The sequence below is a fragment of the Streptomyces sp. NPDC087310 genome (assembly GCF_044744405.1).
Classification (GTDB): domain Bacteria; phylum Actinomycetota; class Actinomycetes; order Streptomycetales; family Streptomycetaceae; genus Streptomyces.
Genome location: NZ_JBIUYF010000006.1, coordinates 614214 through 636190, shown reverse-complemented (window position 1 = coordinate 636190; position 21977 = coordinate 614214). Strand labels below are relative to the sequence as shown.

Annotated in this window: 15 protein-coding genes; 10 read left to right on the top strand and 5 right to left on the bottom strand. The window is 71.1% G+C overall.

Going from position 1 to position 21977, the window contains the following annotated elements; genetic code table 11:
- Positions 1 to 63: 63 nt before the first annotated feature.
- Together ACIO3P_RS25600 and ACIO3P_RS25595 are read right to left on the bottom strand one after the other, a co-directional pair.
- A complete protein-coding gene (locus ACIO3P_RS25600; RefSeq protein ID WP_329825867.1) occupies positions 64 to 1620 on the bottom strand; it encodes a M4 family metallopeptidase in 1557 nt (518 codons plus the stop codon).
- 434 nt (positions 1621 to 2054) lie between these two features.
- Positions 2055 to 4934: a glycoside hydrolase family 48 protein gene (locus ACIO3P_RS25595; protein WP_401852498.1), complete on the bottom strand. Its 2880-nt coding sequence runs from the start codon at positions 4932 to 4934 to the stop codon at positions 2055 to 2057.
- Positions 4935 to 5282: 348 nt separating this feature from the next.
- Between ACIO3P_RS25595 and ACIO3P_RS25590 the strand changes: the two genes are divergently transcribed.
- The 6 genes from ACIO3P_RS25590 (at position 5283) to ACIO3P_RS25565 (ending at position 15312) form a co-directional block, all read left to right on the top strand.
- Complete coding sequence (locus ACIO3P_RS25590; RefSeq protein WP_329825791.1) at positions 5283 to 6776, top strand: cellulose binding domain-containing protein; 1494 nt, start codon at positions 5283 to 5285, stop codon at positions 6774 to 6776.
- Entirely contained in the window at positions 6773 to 8509 is a 1737-nt protein-coding gene (locus ACIO3P_RS25585) for a glycoside hydrolase family 6 protein (protein WP_401852496.1), read from the top strand. Before ACIO3P_RS25590 ends, ACIO3P_RS25585 begins: the two co-directional genes overlap by 4 nt.
- A 243-nt stretch (positions 8510 to 8752) precedes the next feature.
- Positions 8753 to 11407, top strand: a complete 2655-nt coding sequence (gene lanKC / locus ACIO3P_RS25580) for a class III lanthionine synthetase LanKC (protein WP_401852495.1) — start codon at positions 8753 to 8755, stop codon at positions 11405 to 11407.
- A 15-nt stretch (positions 11408 to 11422) separates the two neighbouring features.
- Positions 11423 to 11551 carry a SapB/AmfS family lanthipeptide gene (locus ACIO3P_RS25575; RefSeq protein WP_329825788.1) on the top strand — a complete coding sequence of 43 codons (129 nt, stop codon included), beginning with the start codon at positions 11423 to 11425 and terminating at the stop codon, positions 11549 to 11551.
- Between the two features lie 144 nt (positions 11552 to 11695).
- On the top strand, positions 11696 to 13435 hold the full coding sequence (locus ACIO3P_RS25570; RefSeq protein WP_401852493.1) for an ABC transporter ATP-binding protein: 1740 nt from the start codon (positions 11696 to 11698) through the stop codon (positions 13433 to 13435).
- On the top strand, positions 13432 to 15312 hold the full coding sequence (locus ACIO3P_RS25565) for an ATP-binding cassette domain-containing protein (protein WP_401852490.1): 1881 nt from the start codon (positions 13432 to 13434) through the stop codon (positions 15310 to 15312). Before ACIO3P_RS25570 ends, ACIO3P_RS25565 begins: the two co-directional genes overlap by 4 nt.
- A 59-nt stretch (positions 15313 to 15371) precedes the next feature.
- On the opposite strand, the gene ACIO3P_RS25560 is transcribed toward ACIO3P_RS25565, so the two are convergent.
- Complete coding sequence (locus ACIO3P_RS25560) at positions 15372 to 15977, bottom strand: response regulator transcription factor (RefSeq protein ID WP_329825786.1); 606 nt, start codon at positions 15975 to 15977, stop codon at positions 15372 to 15374.
- 271 nt (positions 15978 to 16248) lie between these two features.
- Here ACIO3P_RS25560 and htpX point away from each other — a divergent pair, with 271 nt between their 5' ends.
- Both htpX and ACIO3P_RS25550 read left to right on the top strand, forming a co-directional pair.
- A complete protein-coding gene (gene htpX / locus ACIO3P_RS25555) occupies positions 16249 to 17154 on the top strand; it encodes a zinc metalloprotease HtpX (protein WP_329825785.1) in 906 nt (301 codons plus the stop codon).
- Positions 17155 to 17182: 28 nt separating this feature from the next.
- A complete protein-coding gene (locus ACIO3P_RS25550) occupies positions 17183 to 17773 on the top strand; it encodes a hypothetical protein (RefSeq protein ID WP_329825784.1) in 591 nt (196 codons plus the stop codon).
- A 3-nt stretch (positions 17774 to 17776) separates the two neighbouring features.
- Here ACIO3P_RS25550 and ACIO3P_RS25545 read toward each other — a convergent pair whose 3' ends face one another.
- Both ACIO3P_RS25545 and ACIO3P_RS25540 read right to left on the bottom strand, forming a co-directional pair.
- The gene (locus ACIO3P_RS25545) at positions 17777 to 18634 is read right to left on the bottom strand and encodes an SMP-30/gluconolactonase/LRE family protein (RefSeq protein WP_401852487.1); all 858 of its coding nucleotides are present in this window, start codon (positions 18632 to 18634) and stop codon (positions 17777 to 17779) included.
- Positions 18635 to 18743: 109 nt separating this feature from the next.
- On the bottom strand, positions 18744 to 19739 hold the full coding sequence (locus ACIO3P_RS25540; RefSeq protein WP_401852576.1) for a LacI family DNA-binding transcriptional regulator: 996 nt from the start codon (positions 19737 to 19739) through the stop codon (positions 18744 to 18746).
- A 317-nt stretch (positions 19740 to 20056) separates the two neighbouring features.
- Here ACIO3P_RS25540 and ACIO3P_RS25535 point away from each other — a divergent pair, with 317 nt between their 5' ends.
- The gene (locus ACIO3P_RS25535) at positions 20057 to 20980 is read left to right on the top strand and encodes a sugar ABC transporter permease (protein WP_329825782.1); all 924 of its coding nucleotides are present in this window, start codon (positions 20057 to 20059) and stop codon (positions 20978 to 20980) included.
- Between the two features lie 2 nt (positions 20981 to 20982).
- Positions 20983 to 21930, top strand: a complete 948-nt coding sequence (locus tag ACIO3P_RS25530; protein WP_329825781.1) for a carbohydrate ABC transporter permease — start codon at positions 20983 to 20985, stop codon at positions 21928 to 21930.
- The last annotated feature ends 47 nt before the right edge of the window (positions 21931 to 21977 follow it).

The window sequence follows — 21977 nt, the reverse complement described above, 5'->3', positions numbered from 1 at the left end:
CGTGCCCCTCGATCACCGCCCGGTCACCGGGCTACCCCGGCCGCGGGACCGTGAGGGCGGCCGTCAGGCGACGTTGATGGCGGTCCAGGCGGCCGCCACCGCCTTGTACTCGGTGCTGGTCGTGCCGTACAGGGCGCCCGCCGCGCTGAGCGTCGCGGTGCGCGCCCGCGCGTAGTTGGTGGTGGACGTCATGTACGTGGTGAGCGCCTTGTACCAGATCTGGATGGCCTTGTCGCGGCCGATGCCGGTGAGCGTGGCGCCGTTGCTGGTGGGGCTGTTGTAGCTCACGCCGTTGATGGTCTTCGCGCCGCTGCCCTCGGACAGCAGGTAGAAGAAGTGGTTGGCGGGGCCCGACGAGTAGTGGACGTCGAGGTTGCCCAGGGTGGACGACCAGTAGTCCTTGGAGGCGCCGTCCTTGCTGGGCTTGTCCTGGTAGCGCAGCGGGGTGCCGTTGCCGTTGATGTTGATCTTCTCGCCGATGAGGTAGTCGCCCGGGTCGCTCGCGGTGTTCGAGTAGAACTCGACGGCGGTGGCGAAGATGTCGGAGGTGGCCTCGTTCAGGCCGCCGGACTCGCCGCTGTAGTTCAGGTTGGCCGTGGCCGCGGTGACGCCGTGGGTCATCTCGTGGGCGGCCACGTCGAGCGAGGTGAGCGCGTTGGCGTTGCCCGAGCCGTCCCCGTACGTCATGCAGAAGCAGGAGTCGCTCCAGAACGCGTTGACGTAGCTGTTGCCGTAGTGGACGCGGGAGTAGGAGGCGACGCCGTTGTTCTTGATGCCGTTGCGGCCCACGACGTCCTTGTAGAAGTCCCAGGTCTCCGCGGCGCCGTAGTGGGCGTCGACGCCCGCGGTCTGCCGGCCGCCGCTCCAGACGTCGTCGGCGTCGGTGAAGAGCGTGCCGGTGCCCGAGGTGCCCTGGTTCAGGTCGTACGTCTTGTGGCCGCCGCGCCCGCCGTCGGTGAGGTTGTACGTGGTGCCGCTCTTGGTGGTGCCGAGCGTGACGGTGCCGTTGTACTTGCCGGTGCCGGTGCCGGTCTCGATGGCCTCGTTCCGGAACAGCTCGGCGCCGGTGGCCGCGTCGGTGACGACGTGCAGCTCGCTCGGCGTTCCGTCGGGCTGGACGCCCTTGACGACGGTCTCCCAGGCGAGCACCGGCGTGCCGGAGGCGGCCCAGATCACCTTGCGGGGCGCGTCCTCGGCCGCCGCTTCGGCGGTCTTCTCCGCCGAGGCGGCCTTCAGGGCCTTCGACTTCGCGGCGGAGGGGGCCACCGCGGCGTCGGTGGAGGCCACGGCTATGCGGGCGGTGGTCGCCTTGGTGACGTCCTGCTCGCCGGCCGGGGTCTCGTGGACGACGAGGTCACCGCCGAGTACGGGCAGGCCCTGGTAGGTCCGCTCGTACCGGGTGTGGACCGTGCCGTCGGCGTCCTTGACGACGTCCCTGACGACCAGCTTCTCCGCGGCGCCGAGGCCCAGGGTCCTCGCCTCGCTCGCGGTGTCCGCCTGGGCGGACCTGATGGCCTCGACGCGCTGACCGGGGGTCAGTTCCAGCGCGGTGGCGCCGCTCTCCCGGGTGGGGTCGGGCTGAGCGCTCGCCGGGCCCGACTGGACACCGACGACGACCATGGCGGCGGAGGCGACGAGCGCCGCGACGCGCAGGGCCTTGCGGGGGGTGGTGGCGCGGGGGGTGGAAGCTACGAGTCTCACTCAGTCTCCAAGAGTGTCGGACCGCCGGTGAGCGGTCCCCTGTGGGGAAGCGGCGGCCGTGGGTGAAGCCGCCGCCTGAAGTGCTGAGAGGTGCGCGAGTGCCAGAGCCGGCCCACCGCGTGATCTCCGTCTACGCGCGGTGAGCCGTCCAGAGAGTGACACTCAGGAGACGCGTTCCGACAGATCAGAAACCAGGATTTGACCTTGTGTTGTCAATTCTGTACGCCATAAATGCATCAAACGGTCTTAAGCGAACGGAACTTGGGGCCCGCGTAAAATGAACGCAGTGTTACGCATGGGGCGGAGAGCCCCGGCGGGCGACAGCCGGGACCCTCCGCGGTCATGAGGTGGCGCTATTCGAAGAGATCGGAGTACGAGCCGAGGGCCAGCGCGATGTCCGCCTGTGCCCAGAACCGGTGGTACGTGAAGGTCGGCGCCGCACCGCCGTTGAGATACGCCTCGACCTTCGACCAGGCCGGGTCGCTCTCGTAGAAGGAACGGATCGAGGCGAAGGTGGAGTTCGAGTCGATCCGGTCACCGTTGGGCATGGTGCCGGTCCAGCCGCTCGGGACGTAGACCGGGTCGTCGAACCGGCTGTAGTCCGCGCGGGTCTCGGGGACCGCGATGCCCAGGGTGTCCCGGTGGTGGTCCCACATGCCGTCCAGCAGCGCCTTGGCGGTGGTCTTCGCCGCCGCGTGGCCGGACTTCGCCGCGTAGTACGAGAGGGTCTTGGCGTACGCGGCGGCCACGCCCACGTCGTTGGTGTAGTCCGCGACGGTGACGTGCAGTCCGGTGTTGGCGCCGGGGGTGGTGGCGTTCCAGGTGTCGGGCTTGCCGGACCACTGGAGGGTCGACGGGATCAGATACGTACCGTCCGGGTTGACGGTGGTCTTGGACAGGGCCCAGGTGACCCACTTGTCCAGCACGGCCTTGGCCGCGGTGTCACCCGTACGGTTGTAGTACTCGGCGACGCGCTCCATCGACCACGCCTGGAAACCGAACCACTGGTTGGACGGCGGGTCGTGGTAGACGGGGGCCTCGTCGTAGTACATGCCGTAGAACGTCGGGGTCCCGGCCGGGGGCGTCGCGTACCGGCCCTGCCAACTGTTGGTGGCGCCGCCCGCGATCCCGCCCTCGGAGGACTGGAGCCAGCGGTAGAACTCCACCTGGCGCTTGAGACTGGTGGACCAGTCCTGCTGGCCCGTGGCCGACTTCGGCTTGAGGTCGGCGTACGAGCTGAGCGCCCAGGCCGCCATCGGGTTCTGGTAGCCGCTGTGGCTGAAACTGGAGCCGATGCGCCAGGCCCAGCCGGCCGAGGCGTCGGTGGCACCGCCCCAGGCGTAGTACCAGGAGAGCAGGTAGTGCGAGCTGTTCTTGCCGCTGCCCGCGGGGCAGGCGGTCTCGCCCGCGCAGTCGCCGACCTTCTTGAAGTACTTGTCGTACATGGCGTAGCGGAGGTAGTCGCCCATCTTCGCGGCCTTGGCGACATTGGCCGAGACGTCCCCGCCCTTGCCCTGCTCCTTGGCCCATTCCGAGGCCCAGTAGGCGGCCTGGACCACGCGGGCGTCGGCGTCGGGGGCGTTGGTGAACTTCCACTGCTTGGCGTACGAGGCGTCCTTGGTGAAGAGGTCCAGATAGCCGTTGGTGCCGCCGTACTTGAAGGAGTCACAGGTGGGCTGGGTGACGGTCTCCCAGACCGACTCCTGCGGTCCGCGCTGGAAGGTGTTGATGTAGGAGGGGCCCTGATCGGCGGGGCCGGCCTCGCACTTGCCGGGCGCGTTGCCGAACCCGTAGACGTTGTCGACGTCCTGGATCCAGTGCATGCCGTAGATGTCGTCGGTGCCGTACGCGCTCTTCAGCTCACCCGCGATGGGGTCGTTGCCCACCGGGATGTTGCTGTTGAGCTGTGAGGGGTACTGCGAGGGCAGATCCTGCTCGGGCGCGTAGGTGGCGGGCTTCGACGCGTTGTAGAAGCTGTTGGTCGGCTGGTCGGCATGGGTGGGGATCATGTACTTCTCCATGATGTCCCACGCGCCGTTGAACTTGGTCCAGTCGCCGGTGACCTTGCCGTACATCGCCTGGAGCCAGATCAGATAGCTGTACGCCTCCGAGGTCGTCTCGTGGCCCTGGTCGGGCGCCTCGACGATCAGGGTCTCGACCGAGTGGTACGGGATGCCCTCGGGCGAGAAGTATCCGGCGGCCGGGTCGGTGATCTTGCCGTACAGCTCCAGGAACCGGGCGTCGTACGTGGTCGACGCCGCGAGCTGGGTGACGGTCACCTCCGCCTTGGCCTGTCCGGTGGCGCTCGCGGTGAAGGTGGCCGCGCCGGTGCCGGTGGCCGCGGCGGTGACGGTCACCTGCTGGGCGGTCGACCAGTTGGCCGGGGTGAAGGTGAGGGCGGCGCCGGAGGTGACGGTCAGCCCGGTGTTGCCCGCGGTGCGGGCCACGGCGACGGCGACGTTCGCGCTCGGCTGGGTGGAGAGCTTGACCGCGAAGGTGCCGGTCTTGCCCTGCTGCACGCCGAGCTGGCCGGGCGTCGCGACGATCGAGGGGCCGGAGGTGACCCGTACCCCTACGGGGGTGGACTCGGCGGCGGCGCCCTGGCCGTCGTACGCCTTGGCGTAGAGCGAGAGATCGCCCGCCGGGACGTTCGTGTAGCTGAAGGTGTACGGCGAGGTGGTGTCGGTGCCCAGCAGCGTGGTGTCGCTGTAGAACTCGACCTTGGTGATGCCCGCTCCGTCGGCCGCCGCGGCGGTGGCTGCCATCGGGATGGTGCCGCCCGCGGTGAAGAGCGCGCCGGGGGCCGGGCTGGTGAGGACGGCGATGGGCGGCTGGTGGGCGCCCGTGCAGGTCACGCCGTTGACGGCGAAGACGGTGGGCGCGGCGTTGGCACCGCTGTAGGTGAAGTTGGCGCCGGCGGTGGCCGAGGCGCCGGGCGCGATGGACCCGTTGTGCGCCGCGTTCTTGACGGTGACGTTCTTGCCGGACTGCGCCCAGGTGCCGTTCCAGCCGCTGGTGAGCGTCTGGTTGCCGGCGTACCCGTAGGTGAGGGTCCAGCCGGAGATGGCCTCCGTACCCCGGTTGGTGATCGTCAGATCGGCGGTGAAGCCGGATCCCCAGTCATTCGTCTTGTAGTCGACGCCGCACTGGACCGCGGCGGCGTGCGCGGGGGTGCTGTTGACCGCGGTCAGACCGAGCGGCAGGGAGAGGGCTGCCGCGAGGGCGATGAGCATCCGACGGGGGCCGCGCGGCCTGCGGACCCTTCTGGGCGGGGATGACGCGCCTGGTGGGGAGCCTCGTGAGCCGAACATGCCGAGCATGGAGGGGTCCTCCTCGCGGTCCGGTGCGGGTGGGGGGGCGGGGATACGAACCAGTGGGAGCGCTCCCAAGCGTCGAGCGGGACCGTGGACCTGTCAAGACTTTGAACAAGACGCACGTCCAGGCGAGTTGGCAGATAAAAGAATTCAACTGGACTGTTGACTCACGCCACTTCGGCGCTACCGTCGAACACAACCAGTGGGAGCGCTTCCATCAGTCATACGCCGTGTCAGGCGACGTATGGGCCATCGAGGAGTCGCTCCATGCGAGCACCACCGCGCTTCCGTGCACTGCTGGCCGCGACGGCCCTGGTCGTCGCGGGATCAGCCTTCGCCACGCAGGCGGCCGCGTCGGGAACCGCGGCCGGCTGCACCGTCGAGTACCGCACCACCGGTCAGTGGGACGCCGGCTTCCAGGGCGACGTCACACTGACCAACCACGGGTCCCCGGTCGAGAACTGGTCCCTCACCTTCGACTTCCCGGGTACGCAGAAGGTGACCCAGGGCTGGAGCGGGAAGTGGTCGCAGTCGGGCAGGACCGTGACCGCGGTCAACGAGAGCTGGAACGGCAAGATCCCCACCGGCGGCACGGTCAGCGCCGGATTCACCGCCTCCTGGTCGGGGTCCAACCCCGCGCCCACCGCCTTCAAGGTCAACGGCGTGGCGTGCGAGGGGGACACGGGCCCCGGCGACCCGACGGACCCGCCGACCGATCCACCGACCGACCCGCCCGCTCCGGGCGGCGCACCGCCCCAGCTCCGCGTCTCGGGGAACAAGCTGGTCGACCAGAACGGCGCCACCCGCCGCATGCTCGGTGTCAACCGCTCCGGCGGTGAGTTCGCGTGCATCCAGGGCTACGGCATCTTCGACGGACCGGTGGACGACGCGTCCGTCCAGGCCATCGCGGACTGGAAGGTCAACACCGTACGCGTCCCCCTCAACGAGGAGTGCTGGCTCGGGCTCCCGCATGTGAACGCGGCCTACTCCGGCGCGAACTACATCGCGGCGATCAAGGGGTACGTGGCCAGGCTGGAGGCGCACGGCATCACGCCGGTCGTCGAACTGCACTGGTCCCACGGCAAGTACACCGGCGGTGACAGCCACTGCCCGGACACCGAGTACGCGACCTGCCAGAAGCCGATGCCGAACGCGCAGTACACACCGGCGTTCTGGACCTCGGTCGCCCAGACCTTCAAGAACGACCGGGCCGTGGTCTTCGACCTCTTCAACGAGCCCTTCCCGGACCGCGCCACCAGCAACCTGGACGCCGCGTGGACCTGCTGGCGCGACGGCGGGAGCTGCCCCGGCATCGACTTCCAGGTCGCGGGGATGCAGTCCCTGGTCAACGCGGTACGGGCGACCGGCGCCCAGAACCTGGTGCTGATCCCCGGCGTCGCCTACTCGAACGACATGCGCCAGTGGCTGAAGTACCGGCCCACCGATCCGGCGGGCAACACGGCCGCCGCCTGGCACACGTACAACTTCAACACCTGCTCCAACGAGAGCTGCTGGAACGAGCAGCTCGCGCCGGTGATCGCCCAAGTGCCGCTCGTGGCGGGCGAGATCGGCGAGAACACCTGCTCGCACGGGTACATCGACCGGGTCATGGCCTGGCTGGACGGCCGGGGCGCTTCCTACCTCGGCTGGACCTGGAACACCTGGGACTGTTCCGCAGGCCCCTCTCTGATCAGCGACTACAACGGCACGCCGACCTCCTTCGGCGTGGGACTCCGTGACCATCTGAAGGGACTCTCATGAGCCGCACCATCACCCCTCCGCGCCGAGCACGGACGGCGGTGCTCGCCGCGCTGGCGCTCGTCGCCGCCGCGGCCGGCACGGCCACCGTGCTGGAAGGGCCCGCCTCCGCGGCGGCGGCCGGCTGCACGGTCGACTACAAGATCCAGAGCTCCTGGAGCGGTGGCTTCTCCGGAGCCGTCGCCGTGACCAACACCGGTGACGCGGTCAGCTCCTGGAAGCTGGAGTGGACCTTCGCGGGCAACCAGAAGGTGACCCAGGGCTGGAGCTCCACCATCACCCAGAGCGGTACGGCGGTCTCGGCCACCAACGCCTCCTGGAACGGCACACTGGCCACCGGCGCCTCGACGTCCTTCGGCTTCAACGCGGACGTCACCGGCACGAACGCGGTCCCCACCACGTTCAAGCTCAACGGCGTCACCTGCAACGTGCCGGGCGGCGGCACCCCCACGGATCCGCCGACCACCCCGCCCCCGGGATCGAGCGCCAGGGTCGACAACCCGTACGCGGGCGCCGGGGTGTACGTGAACCCGGAGTGGTCGCGGAAGGCGGCCGCCGAGCCGGGCGGCACCAAGGTCTCCAACCAGCCGACCGGGGTCTGGCTGGACCGGATCGCGGCCATCAACGGGGTGAACGGCGGGATGGGGCTGCGGGCCCATCTCGACGCGGCCCTGACGCAGGCGGCGGGCAACCCGTTCGTCGTCCAGCTCGTGATCTACAACCTGCCGGGCCGTGACTGCGCCGCGCTCGCCTCCAACGGGGAGCTGGGCCCGACGGAGATCACCCGCTACCAGAAGGAGTACATCGACCCGATCGCCGCGATCCTCGGGGACACCAAGTACGCCAACCTGCGGATCGTGACGACCGTCGAGATCGACTCCCTGCCCAACCTCGTCACCAACGTCTCGCCGCGGCCGACCGTCACCCCGCAGTGCGACGTGATGAAGGCGAACGGCAACTACATCAAGGGAGTCGGCTACGCCCTGAACAAGCTGGGCGCCGTCGCCAACGTCTACAACTACGTGGACGCGGGACACCACGGCTGGATCGGCTGGGACGACAACTTCAACGCCTCGGCGCAGATCTTCAAGCAGGCCGCGACCGCCGAGGGCAGCACGGTCGACAAGGTCGCCGGCTTCATCGTCAACACCGCCAACTACGGTGCGACGAAGGAGAACAACTTCACCATCAACGACAGCGTGGCCGGCAAGTCGGTCCGTGAGTCGAAGTGGGTGGACTGGAACCGCTACGTCGACGAGCAGTCGTTCGCCCAGGCGTTCCGCCAGGAACTGGTCGGTGTCGGCTTCCCGTCGGGCATCGGCATGCTGATCGACACCTCGCGCAACGGCTGGGGCGGCAGCGCCAGGCCCGCCGGGCCCGGCGCGCAGACCACGGTGGACACCTATGTGGACGGCGGGCGTTACGACCGCAGGATCCACCTGGGCAACTGGTGCAACCAGTCCGGAGCCGGGCTCGGTGAACGGCCGAAGGCCGCCCCCGCCGCCGGGATCGACGCGTACGTCTGGATGAAGCCCCCGGGCGAGTCCGACGGTGCGAGCAAGGTCATCCCGAACGACCAGGGCAAGGGCTTCGACCAGATGTGCGACCCGACGTACACGGGCAACCCGCGCAACAACAACCACATGTCGGGCGCCCTGCCCAACGCACCGCTCTCGGGTGACTGGTTCTCCGCGCAGTTCCAGGAGCTGCTGAAGAACGCCTACCCGGCGCTGTAACACTCCCGCACCACACGCACCCTCGCACCACAACCTCGCACCACGACCGCACACCACACCCGCGTCCGACGCACGCGGAACAGGGCCGGCGGATCCCGACAGGGGTCCGCCGGTCCCCTGCTTTCCCACCGGTAACCCGTGCAGACTCCACGGCCGGAAGGTGACATCGGCGACTGTTTCGGGTTTCGGCGGGCGTGACACGGTGGGCTCTGTCGCCGTCCGAGGGAGCCCGAGGGAGTCCGTGTGAACAAGGGATACGCCGTATTCTGCGATGCGGACCGGCAGTTCTACGACGCACCGCACCGGCTGTCCACCACCGGCTCCACGGACCGCGAGGCGCTGTACGAGGCCGCCCGCTGGCCCGTCCCGACGGGATGGCAGCGCCATCGCACCGGCGACTGGCTCGCGTTACGCCCCCTCGACGTCCAACTGCCCTCGCAGGGCTGGAAGATCCATGTGTCGGCCTGTCTCGGCAACGCCGAGTCCGTGCTCGACCGGGTCATGGGCTACTGCCTCGCACGGCGTATCGCCTTCAAGTTCGTACCGAGCCGCTATCTGCTCCACACCCGCAACGCCAAGTACGCGGACCGCTCGGCCAGCGGCAAGTTCCTCACCGTCTACCCGGCCGACGACACACACTGCCGCACCATCGCCGAGGACCTCGACGCGCTGCTGGCGGGCGAGCCGGGGCCGTACATCCTCAGCGATCTGCGCTGGGGCGCGGGCCCCGTCCACCTGCGGTACGGCAGCTTCACCCAGCGGCACTGCTACGACGCGGAGGGGGAGCTGCGCCCGGCCGTCGAGGACGACCGGGGCAGACTCGTCCCCGATCTGCGCGGCCCCGTCTTCCAGATCCCCTCGTGGATCACACCGCCCGCGTTTCTCCGGCCCCATCTCGACGCGCGGGACGCGACGACCGTCGCGGAGCTGCCGTACCGGATCGAGCGGGCGCTGCACTTCTCCAACGGTGGCGGCGTCTATGTCGGGCGGCACAGCGTCACCGGCGAGAAGGTGGTGCTGAAGGAGGCGAGACCGCATGCCGGTCTGGCCGCCGACGGTGCGGACGCCGTGACCCGGCTGAAGCGTGAACAGGATGCCCTGGAAAGGCTGTCGGGGCTGGGCTGCACCCCGGAGGTACGCGACAGCTTCGTCCTCGGCGACCACCGCTTCCTGGTTCTCGAACACATCGAGGGCAAGCCCCTCAACACCTTCTTCGCCCGCAGGCACCCGCTGATCGACGCGGAGCCCGGAGCGGCGCGGCTCGCCGAGTACACCGCGTGGGCGCTGCGGATCCACGGTCTGGTCGAGAAGGCCGTCGCGGCGGTGCACGGACGCGGCATCGTCTTCAACGATCTGCACCTGTTCAACATCATGGTCTCCGAGGACGAGACCTCGGTGGTGCTGCTGGACTTCGAGGCCGCCGCGCACATCGACGACAACGGGCGCCAGACCGTGGCCAACCCCGGTTTCGTGGCCCCCGCCGACCGGCGCGGCTTCGATGTCGACCGGTACGCCCTCGCCTGTCTGCGCCTCGCCCTCTTCATCCCGCTGACCAGTCTTCTCGCCGTGGACCGCGCGAAGGCCCGGCACCTCGCGGACGTGGTGGCGCGGCAGTTCCCGGTGGAGCGCGCGTTCCTCGACGAGGCCGTGGCGGAGATCCTCCGTGACCCGGCGGCGCCCGGCGAAGGGCCGGGGACGCGGGGGTCCCGGCCCTCGCCGGAACCGCGGCTCCCGGTGGAACCGTATCTCCCGGTGGAACCGGGCGACTGGCCGCGCAGCCGGGACTCCCTGGCGCGGGCCGTCCTCGCCTCGGCGACCCCGGACCGCGAGGACCGCTGCTTCCCGGGCGACATCGCCCAGTTCACCGTCGCCGGCGGCGGTCTGTCGTTCGGCTACGGCACGGCCGGGGTGCTGTACGCGCTGGACGCCGCCGGGGCCGGGCGGTGCGAAGTCGCCGAGGAGTGGCTGCTGTTGCGGGCGAAGGAGCCCGCCTCGGGCACCCCGCTCGGCTTCTACGACGGACTGGCCGGGCTCGCCTGGACACTCGACCGGCTCGGCCACCGCGAGCGGGCCATGGAGCTGGCCGAGCTGACGCTGGACCAGCCGTGGGACGAGATCCCCGCCGATCTGCACAGCGGCGCGGCCGGACTCGGCCTCGCCCTCGACTCCCTGGCCGCCTCGTCCGGTGAGCCGAGGCTGCGCGAAGCGGCCCTGCGCTGCGCGGAGTCGGCGGCCCGTACGGTGTCGGGCGGGCTCTCCCGCGCCGGGCTGCTGTACGGGGCGTCCGGCGCCGCCCTGCTCTTCGTACGGCTCTACGAGCGCACCGGGGACACGGCGCTGCTCGATCTCGCGGCCGACGCGCTGCGCCGTGATCTCGCCCGCTGCACGCACGGCGCGGGCGGCACGCTCCAGGTCGACGAGGGCTGGCGCACCATGCCGTATCTCGGCGCGGGCAGTGTGGGGATCGGGATGGTGCTCGACGACTATCTCGCCCACCGGCCCGACGAAGCGTTCGACCGGGCGCGCGGCGAGATCGTCCGGGCGGCGCAGGCCACGTTCTACGCGCAGCCCGGACTCTTCCGGGGCGCCGCCGGCATGGTCCTCCACCTCAGCCGCACCACGGCGGGCGGGCCGGGCACCGAGGCGGCCGACGTACGCCGCCAGATCGACGCCCTGGCCTGGCACGCCATGACGTACCAGGGCCAACTGGCCTTTCCCGGCGAGCAGATGATGCGGCTGTCCATGGATCTGGCGACCGGCACCGCCGGCTGTCTCCTGGCGCTGGCCGCCGCCTCGCCCCCGTATGAGGGAGCGGCCCACCTGCCGTTCCTCCCGCCGCCCACGCGGCCCACGAGCCGGCTCCGTCCTGGAGCCGTGACCAGCACACCGTCCCCATGAATGAGAGGAACGACGATGAACCTTCTCGACCTGCAGTCGCTGGAGACCCCCAAGGAAGAGGCGACCGGCGACGTGGCCACGGGAAGCCGTGCCAGCCTGCTGCTCTGTGGTGACAGCAGCCTGAGCGTCACCACCTGTAACTGACATCCCGTCCCACGGATGTCCGCCTCCCGGCCGCGGTTCGTGAGAGCCGCGGCCGGGAGACACCCGGGGCCCGGGCGGTCCACCGCCCGGGCCCCGTCCCATGGATCTCGCCGGGCTCCCGGTGGTGAGGAGGACGCCTTCCCGATGGTGTTCCCCCGTCGCGGAGTCCGCGAGGCGGCGGCGACCGGACCCGCGCTGCTGCGCGGCGCCGCCCGGCACAGCGCGGGCCGCACCGCCGCCGTCCTGGTCTGCTCGGCCGCGTCCGCCGGCGCCGCCCTCGCGGCGCCCGCCGTGGTCGGCCGGACCCTCGACCTGCTGCTGTCCCGCTCCCCCGGTGCCGGGTACGGAGCCGACGCCTGGCTCGTCCTGTGTGCCGCGGTGGTCACGGCGGAGGTCCTCCTCGACGCCCTCGTCGCACTGATCGGCGGCGTCACGAGCGCCCGCTCCACCGCCTGGCTGCGGATGCGCGCCCTGACGGGGCTGCTCGCCTCATCGCCGGGGAGCGGCGGGCAGCTCGCGCCCGGTGATGTGGCGACCAGGCTGTCCGCGAACGCGACGGAGGCCGGTACGGCCCCGGTGAGCGCGGCGGCCCTCGCGGCGTCGCTCCTCGCCCCGGCCGGAGCGCTCGTCGCGCTGTTCCTCATCGACGGGTGGACCGCCCTGGCCTTCCTCACCGGGCTGCCGCTGCTGGTCCTGGTGGTGCGCGCCTTCGCCCGCGGCTCGTCCGACAGCGTGGCGCGCTACCAGCGGGTCCAGTCGGACATCGCCTCCCGGCTCGTCGAGGCGCTCGGCGGGGCGCGGACCATCGCCGCCGCCGGTACGGCCGACCGCGAGCGCGACCGCGTCCTGGCGCCCCTGCCCGAACTGGGCGTCCAGGGGCGGCGGATGTGGCGGGTGCACGGCCGGGCGGTGGCCCGCAGCGGTGTGCTGATGCCCCTGCTGACGACCGGGGTCCTGGCGGTCGGCGGCGTCCGGCTCGCCTCGGGCGCGATCAGCGTCGGCGAACTCCTCGCCGTCTCCCGGTACGCCGCCCTGGCCGCCGGGGTGGGCGCGGGCGCCGGGCTGCTGGGCGCGCTGATCCGCAGCGGGGCCGCGGCCCGCAGGACCGCCGAACTCGTGGCGCTGCCCGCCCTGGCGCACGGCACGGGTTCGCTGCCGGCCGGCGGGGCCGGCACGCTCACCCTGCGGGGGGTCCGGATCGTACGGGACGGCCGGCGGCTGCTCCACGACGTGGACCTGGAGCTCCCCGGCGGGGTCACGGCCGCCGTGGTGGGGCGTTCCGGGGCGGGCAAGTCGACGCTGGCCGCCGTCGCCGGCCGGCTCACGGACCCGGACGCGGGCCACGTACTGCTGGACGGGGTGCGGCTGGAGACCCTCGGCCGTACGGAGCTGCGCCGCGAGGTCGGCTACGCCTTCGAGCGGCCCGTCCTCTTCGGCGACACGATCGGCGAGGCGCTGGCCTGGGGCGCCGAGCGCGCCCCGGCGGACCGGACCAGGGCGGCGGCCGGGGCGGCGGGCGCGGACACCTTCGTACGGCTGCTGCCGCAGGGGTACGACACGCCGCGGACGGGGGCGCCGCTGTCCGGGGGCGAACTCCAGCGGCTGGGGCTGGCCCGCGCCTTCGCGCACGCGGGGCGGCTGCTGATCCTGGACGACGCGACGTCCAGCCTGGACACCGTGACCGAGCGTCAGGTGGAGCGCGCCCTCGCCCGGGACGTCCGGGCGTCCACCAAGCTGATCATCGCCCACCGGCTCTCGTCGGCGGTGCGCGCCGATGTGGTGGTCTGGCTGGAGGAGGGACGGGTACGGGCGGTGGCACCGCACGCGGAGCTGTGGCGGTCCCCGGAGTACCGCGCCGTCTTCGCGCCGGAAGGTCCCACGTGACGGCCACGGAGGTACGGGCGGGGACGAGCCGGAAGGCGGCGGGGCGGCCCGCGCGGGAGGGCCGGGGCACGCTGCGCCGGGTCCTTCCGCCGGGCCGCCGTTTTCTGCTGCGCAGGAAGGGGGTCCTGGTCAAGCTCGCCGGATGGTCCCTGCTGGAGTCCGCGCAGACCTTCCTCGGCGGCTACTGTCTGGCGCGCGCGCTCGACCAGGGGTTCCTCGCGGGCCGTACCGGGACCGGCCTGGGCTGGCTGGCCGTGGCGGCGGTGGCGATCCTTGCCGGGGGGCCGCTCGTGCGGGGGGTGTTCGCCCAACTCGCCGCGCTGGTCGAGCCCTTGCGGGACGGTCTGGTGCGCCGGGCGGTGACCCGTGCGCTGGACGCGGCGGTGGCCGATCCGGCCCGCGCTGACGGTACGGCGGTCTCCCGGCTCACCCACCAGAGCGAGATCGTCCGGGACAGCTTCGCCGGACTGGTGCTCACCGCGCGGTCCTTCGTCTTCACCGCGGTGGGCGCGCTGGCCGGGCTGCTGGCCCTCGCCCCGCAGTTCCTGCTGATCGTGGCGCCGCCGCTGGTCCTGGGACTCGCCCTGTTCCTCGCCACCCTGCCGCCGATGGCCGCCGCCCAGCGCGCGTTCCTCGACCTCGACGAGGCCGTCGCCGACCGGGCGGGCACGATCGGCGCGGGGCTGCGCGACATCGTCGCGTGCGGGACGCAGACGGAGGTGGCGGACTCCGCGGCGCGGCTGATCGGCGCGGGCGCGCGGGCGTCGCGCGTGCTGGCACGGTGGGCGGCCGTCCGTACGCTGGCGCTGGGGGTCGCGGGCCAACTGCCGGTGATCCTGCTGCTGGCCGCCACGCCCTGGCTGCTGCGCCAGGGGGTGACGGCGGGGGCCCTGATGGGGGCGCTGGCGTATCTCGTCCAGTCGTTGCTGCCCGCCCTGCACACCCTGATGACGGCGCTCGGCGCTGCGGGTACCCGGCTGCTGGTGGTGCTTGAGCGATTCGAGGACGGAGCGGTCGGAGCGGGCCGAACGGGCGGAGCGGCGGGGTCCGCGCCCTGGGAGCCGGAAGCCGTACCTGGCGCGCGATCCGTACCTGCCGCGGGCCCCGTACCTGCGGCGCGGTCCGTGCCCGGGGCGCGGTCCGTGCCCGGGGCGCGTCGCCCGACTCCCGCGGCGGAGCTGCGGTCCGTGACCCTGGCGTACGGCCCTGGCGCGCCGCCGGTGCTGGACCGGCTCGATCTCACCGTCCCGGAGGGCGAGCACCTCGCGGTGGTGGGGCCGAGCGGTATCGGCAAGTCGACCCTGACGAGTGTGCTCGCGGGGCTGCTCGCCCCCGACGAGGGGACCGTCCTGCTCTCCGGGCAGCCCGTGGCGGGCCGGACCGCGCGCGATCTGGCGGGGCTGCGTGTGCTGATCCCGCAGCAGGCGTACGTGTTCACCGGGACCGTCCGGGAGAACCTGTGCCAGCTCCGTCCGTACGCCTCGACGCGTGAGCTGGTGCGCGCGGTGGAGGCGCTGCACGCGGACGAGCTGGTCGGCCGGCTCGGCGGGCTGGACGGGGCGGTGGAGCCGGGCGTGCTCTCCCAGGGGGAGCGCCAGATGCTGGCCCTGTGCCGGGCCTATGTCTCCCCCGCCGCCCTGACGGTGCTGGACGAGGCCACCTGCCATCTGGACCCGGCCGCCGAGGCACGGGCCGAGGAGGCGCTGGCGGAGCGTCCCGGCGCGCTCGTCGTCGTCGCGCACCGGCTGTCCTCGGCACGGCGCGCCGGGCGGGTCCTCGTCCTGGACGGCACCAGGCCGGAGTGCGGGACCCACGGCGAGCTGCTGTCCGGATCGGCCCTCTACCGCGATCTCACCGGCCACTGGCAGACCGGCTGAGCCGGGACCTCCCCCTCAGAGCCGCGGGCCTCCTCCCGGAGCCCGGGGCCCTCCCCCCCTCAGAGCCAGCCGGCGCCCTGGGAAATCCGGACGGCGTCCATCCGGTTTCTGCCGCCGGTCTTCCTTATCGCGGCGGCCAGGTAGTTCCGAATCGTGCCGTTGGACAGGTGCAGGGATCTCGCGATTTCCTCGATCGGCGCGCCTTCCGCCGCCAGGCCGAGGACGCTGAGTTCCCTCGGGGTCAGCGGCATCTTCCCGGCCTGGAGAAAATCGAAAGCGAGTGATTCGTCAATGAATCGCTCACCGCGCGCGACGTTGCGGATGGCGTCCGCTAAACGTCCCGGCTCCCCGTCCTTGTCGACATATCCGAGCGCCCCCGCGTCAAAAGCCTTACGGAGGGATCCGGGCTTCTGCGCGCTGGCCAGGACCAGGAGGGCCGGTTGACAGCCCAGTTCATCGCGGGTGGACGTGGCTCTTTCGATGTACGCCGAGGAAGCCGGACAGTCGATATCGGCTACGTAGACATGAGGGGGAACACCGTACGGACCACGCAATGCGGTGCGTCCCGACGCCGACGACACGTCGAACATTTTTTCGGTACGCAACAACGCCACCAGCGCCGAACGAAACAGCCCCACCCCGTGCACCACAAGAACCCGGATCATGCAGCACCTCCTTATTCCACCCTCTACATTTCCTTCGTCTACCCAGAGAAATGATGGTCATTTATTCCTGTCGTATACAGGCCAACGCCCGGATCGATCCCGAGAGAACGCGCCGCGTGGCAGCACAGGGGGCACTTTCTCCGCCCGCGCGAGCCCCCCTGTACAGCAGTGCGCCACCGTGCGCCCCCTCCGCGCGTACCCATACACACCCCTTATCCCGTTTGGCGAGGAAAGGAGGAAAATGGCAGGAGAGAGAGTGAGTGGAGGGACGATGACACGTAACCGCTACACCCCGGACCGCGGTCTGACCACGCGCATGGTGACGACCATGTTCCTGATCGGTCTGCTGTACGTGGTCCTGGTCGGTGTGCTGCTGGCGGTGCTGAACCACGCCTGGCCGATCATCCTGATCTTCGCCGGTGGCCTGTTCGTCGCGCAGTTCTGGTTCAGCGACAAGATCGCGGCTTTCAGCATGGGCGCCCGCGAGGTGACGCCCGAGGAGGCGCCCGCCCTGCACGGCGCCGTCGACCGGATCTGCGCGCTGGCCGACATGCCCAAGCCCCGCGTCGCCATCGCGCAGAGCGACCTGCCCAACGCCTTCGCCACCGGGCGCAGCGAGCGCACCGCGCTGATCTGCGCCACGACCGGGCTGCTGCGCCGGCTGGAGCCCGAGGAGCTGGAGGGCGTCCTCGCCCATGAGATGTCCCATGTCGCGCACCGCGATGTCGCCGTCATGACCATCGCCTCGTTCCTCGGGGTGCTCGCGGGGCTGATCACCCGGATCGCGCTGTGGGGCGGGCTGGCCAGGAACGCCCGCAACGCCGGCCCGGCCGGGATCGCGATCATGCTGATCCCGCTGGTCAGCGCGGTGGTGTACGCGGTGGGCTTTCTGCTGACCCGGCTGCTCTCCCGCTATCGCGAGCTGTCTGCGGACCGGGCCGCCGCGCTGCTCACCGGCCGGCCCTCGGCGCTGGCGTCCGCGCTGACCAAGGTCAGCGGCCAGATGGCGCGGATACCGACGGAGGACCTGCGGAAGGCGGAGCCGTACAACGCCTTCTACTTCGTCCCGGCGTTCTCCTCGAAGGAGAGCCTCGGCCGGCTGCTCTCCTCGCACCCGACGCTCGAACAGCGGCTGGAGCAGCTCGCCCGTATCTCCGCCGAACTCGCCCGCCCGTGACCGACCCCGTACGTGAAGGAGCTGGCCCGTGGGCCTTCTCGACACCATCCTCGGCCGCAGCAAGCCGGTCCGCCCCCAACTCGATCAGCTCTTCTCCCTCCCGTCGGCCGCGCTCACCCTCGAAGCGGGCGCCGGGTACGTGCCCACCGGGTTCGGCTCGGTCTGCTTCGCGGGCGTCGAGGGTGGCGGATTCGCGCGGATCCGGCAGGACGTGCGGGAGTTGCTGGACGCGGACACGGCGCGGCAGGGGGCGGGGGTCCCCGTCACGTTCAGCCAGGATCCGTACGGCTACACCTGGCTGCTCTCGCAGCGGTCCCCTGACGACACGGCCGCGCTGGTCAACGATCTGCACGCGGTCAACACACTGCTCCAGGACGGCGGTTTCGGGCCGCAGCTCCTGTGCTCCCTGGTCGGCTTCCGGGACGCCGAGGGACGGCCGCTGGCCCTGGTCTATCTCTACAAGCGCGGCACGTTCTATCCGTTCGCCCCGCTCCCCGGCGACGCCGAGAAGCGGGACAATCAGCGGGAGTTGCAGGTCAGAGCGGTGCTCGGGGACGATCTGCGGATCGAGCCCGACCTCGCGCGCTGGTTCCCCGTGTGGGGCGCGCCGGGGCTGTGAGCGCTATCCGGCGTACGGCAGCGGCGCGCGTCCCGTGACGCCCGGCTCGACGGTGAACACGGCGCCCGCCGCCGGGTCCTCACCGTCGGGTACGTTCTCGCGCGAGGTGGTGATGAACAGCCGCCGGTAGTCGTCGCCGCCGAACGCGCAGGCGCTGACCTGGCGGGCGTTCACCTCGACCACCGTGTCGAGCACGCCCTTCGCCGTGTAGCGGCGGACCGCGGAGCCGCCCCAGAGCGCGACCCACACGCCCCCCTCGGCGTCCACGGTGATGCCGTCGGGCGCGCCGTCGGCCGGGTCGACGCGCACCCAGGGCTCGGGGGTGGCGAACCGGCCGCTCTCCGGGTCGACCGTCACCCGGGCGATGCTCTGGGTGGGGGTGTCGACGTAGTACGCGAAGTCGCCCTCCGGGGACCAGGCCAGACCGTTGGAGATGGTCACGCCGGTGTGGACGACGGAGGTCTCGCCGCCGGGCGTGAGCCGGAAGACGCGGCCGGCGCCGGGGCGGGTGTCGTACGCCATCGACCCGCAGTAGAAGTTGCCGGCCGGGTCGCAGCCGCCCTCGTTCATCCGGATCGTGGGGTCGCTCCACAGCTCCTCGCCGCGGGTCACCGTCCCGTCGGGCGCGATGAGCGCGAAGCCGCGTTCGACCGCCGCCACGAGGCCGCCGGAGGTACGGGGCCGCCAGGCCGCCGCGACCTCGCCGAGGTGCTGGCGTCCGGGAGCCTGCGTACCGTCGGCGCCGAAGGTCAGCAGGTCCCCGGCGAGCATGTCGACCACCCTCAACCGCCCGGTCCCGGGGTCCCATCCGGGGCCTTCCCCGTGGTAGGTGACGACTCCGGTCCACTGCTCCGCGCGCATGCCCGCCCCTCTCGCTCGTCACATCACCGTGATGATCGCTGCATGCTAATCCCTGCCCGGGGGAGCCCGGCCGGCAACCGCGCCCGGCCCCTCCCTCGTCGCCGCCGGGTCAGTCCCCCGGTGGGGGCGGCGGCGCGGTGGATCCGCGGATCACCATCCGGGTGGGGACGAGGGTGGTGCCGCGCTCCTCCTCGTGGGTGTTGATCTGGCGCAGCGCGCCCTCGACGCAGCGCCGTCCCACCTCCGCGAAGTCCTGGTGGACGGTGGTGAGCGGCGGCATGTACGAACCGGAGTCCGGGATGTCGTCGAAGCCGACCACACTCACCTCTGCGGGCACCGCGCGGCCGGACTCGTGCAGCGCGCGCAACAGGCCCAGCGCCATCTGGTCGTTGGCCGCGAAGACCGCGGTGCACTCCGGCTCCTCGGCCAGCCGCAGCCCCGCCCGGTACCCCGACTCCGCCGACCAGTCGCCGCGCAGCGGCGGGGGCACCGGGCGCCCCGCCTCGCGCAGCGTGGCCCGCCAGGCGTCGGCCCGCCGCTGCGCGGCGAAGGACTCCTCGGGCCCGGCGAGATGCCAGACCGTGGTGTGTCCGAGGCCGAGCAGATGGCTCACCGCCTCGCGGGCGCCGCCCGCCTGGTCGGTGTCGACGACGCTGTAGCGGTCACCGGCGTTCGAATCGGCCACCACCACACCGACGTTGGGGGGCAGCGTGACCGTGGCGGCGTCCAGCAGATGGACCTCCATGATCACGATGATGGCGTCCACGGCCAGCTCGCCGAGCCGGGTGAAGGCGCCCCGTACCTGGTCCTGGGTCGGCATGGCGACCGGGAGCAGCGTGGTGGCGTACCCCTGCTGCGCCGCCGAGGTGGCGATGGCCTCCAGGGTGCGGACGTTGCCGGTGGTGGAGAGGGTGAACAGGATGATGCCGATGGTGCGGAACTCGCCGCTCTTCAGGGCGCGGGCCGCGCTGTTGGGCCGGTAGCCCAGCTCCTTCATCGCGGCGAGCACCTCCTGGCGCGTCGTGTCGACCACGCCCGGGTGGCCGTTGGAGACCCGGGAGACGGTCTGCGAGGAGACGCCCGCCCGCCGGGCGACGTCCGCCATGGACACCCGGCGCCGCCGGCCCCGCGCCCCCTGGCCCGCTTCGGCCCGCGGCGGCGGTTCGTCCGACTCCGCCGCCCGCTGGGCGCCCTCCACCGTCTCCGCCACTCCCGCTCCCGCGCTTCCCGTCGCCGTAACCACCGCGACCTGCTTGATTCAACTGAGACCAGCCGAAATCTTGACGCCCCACCGGGGCCGATGCAAGCATCCCATCCATCGATGTTTACGTAAACATCAGCGCCGCGACCCGCTTCGGGCCACGGCTCGATACGGACGTTTCCACCCGGCGGCCGGGTGCCGACGACCAGCGAGGAACAGCCATGACGACGTTGTCACCGCCCTCCACAGCGGAAGGCCCCGCCCTGCCACGGGGCCCACGACGCAGGCGGGCCCTGATCGGCTGGGGCTTCATCGGCCCGTTCATGGCGGTCTTCGCCCTGGTCTTCCTCGCGCCGATCGGTTACTCGATCTATCTGAGCGTCTTCCGGACCCAACTCGTCGGCGGCACCTCCTTCGTCGGGTTCGACAACTACCAACGCGCGCTGGAGGACCCGAACTTCTGGGCGGCGCTGGGCCGGGTGACCCTCTTCCTGGCCGTCCAGGTACCGGTCATGCTCGGGATCGCGCTGCTGGTCGCGCTCGCCATCGACAGCGGCAGGCTCTACGGCAAGAACTTCTTCCGGATCGCGATCTTCCTGCCGTACGCCGTACCCGCCGTGGTCGCCGCCCTGATGTGGGGCTTCATGTACGGCACCCGCTTCGGCCTGGTCGGCAACATCAACGACGCCTTCGGGGTCTCGCTGCCCGACCCGCTCTCCTCCGGCCTGGTGCTCGCCTCCATCGGCAACATCGTGACCTGGGAGTTCGTCGGCTACAACATGCTGATCTTCTACTCGGCGCTGCGGGTCATCCCGCACTCGCTCTACGAAGCGGCGGAGATCGACGGCGCGGGACAGCTCCGGATCATCGGCGCGATCAAGCTGCCCGCCATCCGGGGCGCGCTGGTCATCGCCACCATCTTCTCGATCATCGGCAGCTTCCAGCTCTTCAACGAGCCGAGCATCCTCAAGAACCTGGCGCCCAACACGATCACCACGGACTTCACGCCGAACTTCTACACCTACTCGCTGGCCTTCTCGGGCCAGCAGCACAACTACGCGGCCACGGTGGCGATCATCATGGGGGTCTTCACCATGATCATCGCCTATGCCGTACAGCTCCGCGGCATGCGAAAGGAAGCGTGACGATGGGAGCCACCGCCCCTGCCCCCGTTGCCCCGGGCGAGAAGCGCGCGCCCCGCCCCGTCACCCGGCTGCGCACCCCCCGGTCCGGACAGCGGCACAGTGTCAACCGCCCGCGCCGCAGTGTGCTGCTCACCGTGCTGACCGGTCTGGTCCTGGTCTACGCGCTGGTGCCGCTCGTCTGGCTCGTCATCAACTCGACGAAGACCCAGAACGGCCTGCTCAGCTCCTCGGGCCTCTGGTTCGACAGCGACTTCGCGTTCTTCGGGAACATCGCCGACACTCTCACCTACAACGACGGTGTGTTCGTCCGCTGGCTGCTGAACACACTGCTGTACGTCGTGGTGGGAGCCGGCGGCGCGACCTTCCTCGCGGTGCTCGGCGGCTACGCCCTCGCCAAGTTCGAGTTCCCCGGCAAGCGCGGTGTCTTCGCCGTGGTGATCGGTGCCGTCGCCGTCCCCGGTACGGCGCTGGCCGTCCCGACCTTCCTGATGTTCAGCAAGATGGGGCTGACCGACACCCCCTGGGCGGTGATCATCCCCTCGCTGATCTCGCCGTTCGGCCTCTATCTGATGTGGGTGTTCGCCGCCGAGGCGATCCCCACCGAGCTGCTGGAGGCCGCCAGGATCGACGGCGCGAGTGAGATCCGTACGTTCTTCACGGTCAGTCTGCCGCTGCTCGCCCCCGGCATCGTGACGGTGCTGCTGTTCACCGTGGTCGCGACCTGGAACAACTACTTCCTGCCGCTGATCATGCTCAAGGATCCGGACTGGTACCCGCTCACCCTCGGGCTCAACACCTGGAACGCACAGGCCCAGACCAACGGGGGCGAGGCCATCTTCAACCTGGTGATCACCGGTTCCCTGCTCACCATCGTGCCCCTGATCGCCGCGTTCCTGCTGCTCCAGCGGTACTGGCAGTCGGGGCTCGCCGCCGGAAGCGTCAAGGAGTGACGTCCGCCCCACCGCGCTCCCCCGTTTCCCGACTCTCCCGCGTTCTC